This window comes from Frankia sp. Mgl5 (genome assembly GCF_023242985.1).
Classification (GTDB): domain Bacteria; phylum Actinomycetota; class Actinomycetes; order Frankiales; family Frankiaceae; genus Parafrankia; species Parafrankia soli.
This window is the reverse complement of the sequence record NZ_JALKFY010000258.1, coordinates 1-249: the sequence shown is the minus strand read 5'-3', so window position 1 is coordinate 249 and position 249 is coordinate 1. Positions and strand designations below refer to the sequence as shown.

Annotated in this window: 1 pseudogene; it reads left to right on the top strand. The window is 56.2% G+C overall.

The features are described 5' to 3' along the window. Positions 1-20: 20 nt before the first annotated feature. Positions 21-249: pseudogene (locus MXD62_RS09265) on the top strand (hypothetical protein); the annotation flags it as partial.

Sequence of the window (249 nt, the reverse complement as noted above, 5' to 3'; positions counted from 1 at the left end):
ATTCCAAAGAAGCCCAACAGATGGCGGAACGCTTGCAGCAGGCAGCCAATGCCTTGAAAAACGGTAATGCCACTGCCTCAGTGGAGAAGCTGCAGCAAGCGATGAATCAAGCCCTGCAGCAGATCGCACAAACAAATTCGATGCTGGCGCAAATGTCCCAGTCCATTCAGGGGCTGCAGCAGTCGCAGATGGTGCTGGCCGCTGCTTCGCCCGGTGCCGCTTCTCCTTCAAACGGAATGGGGAACAGTC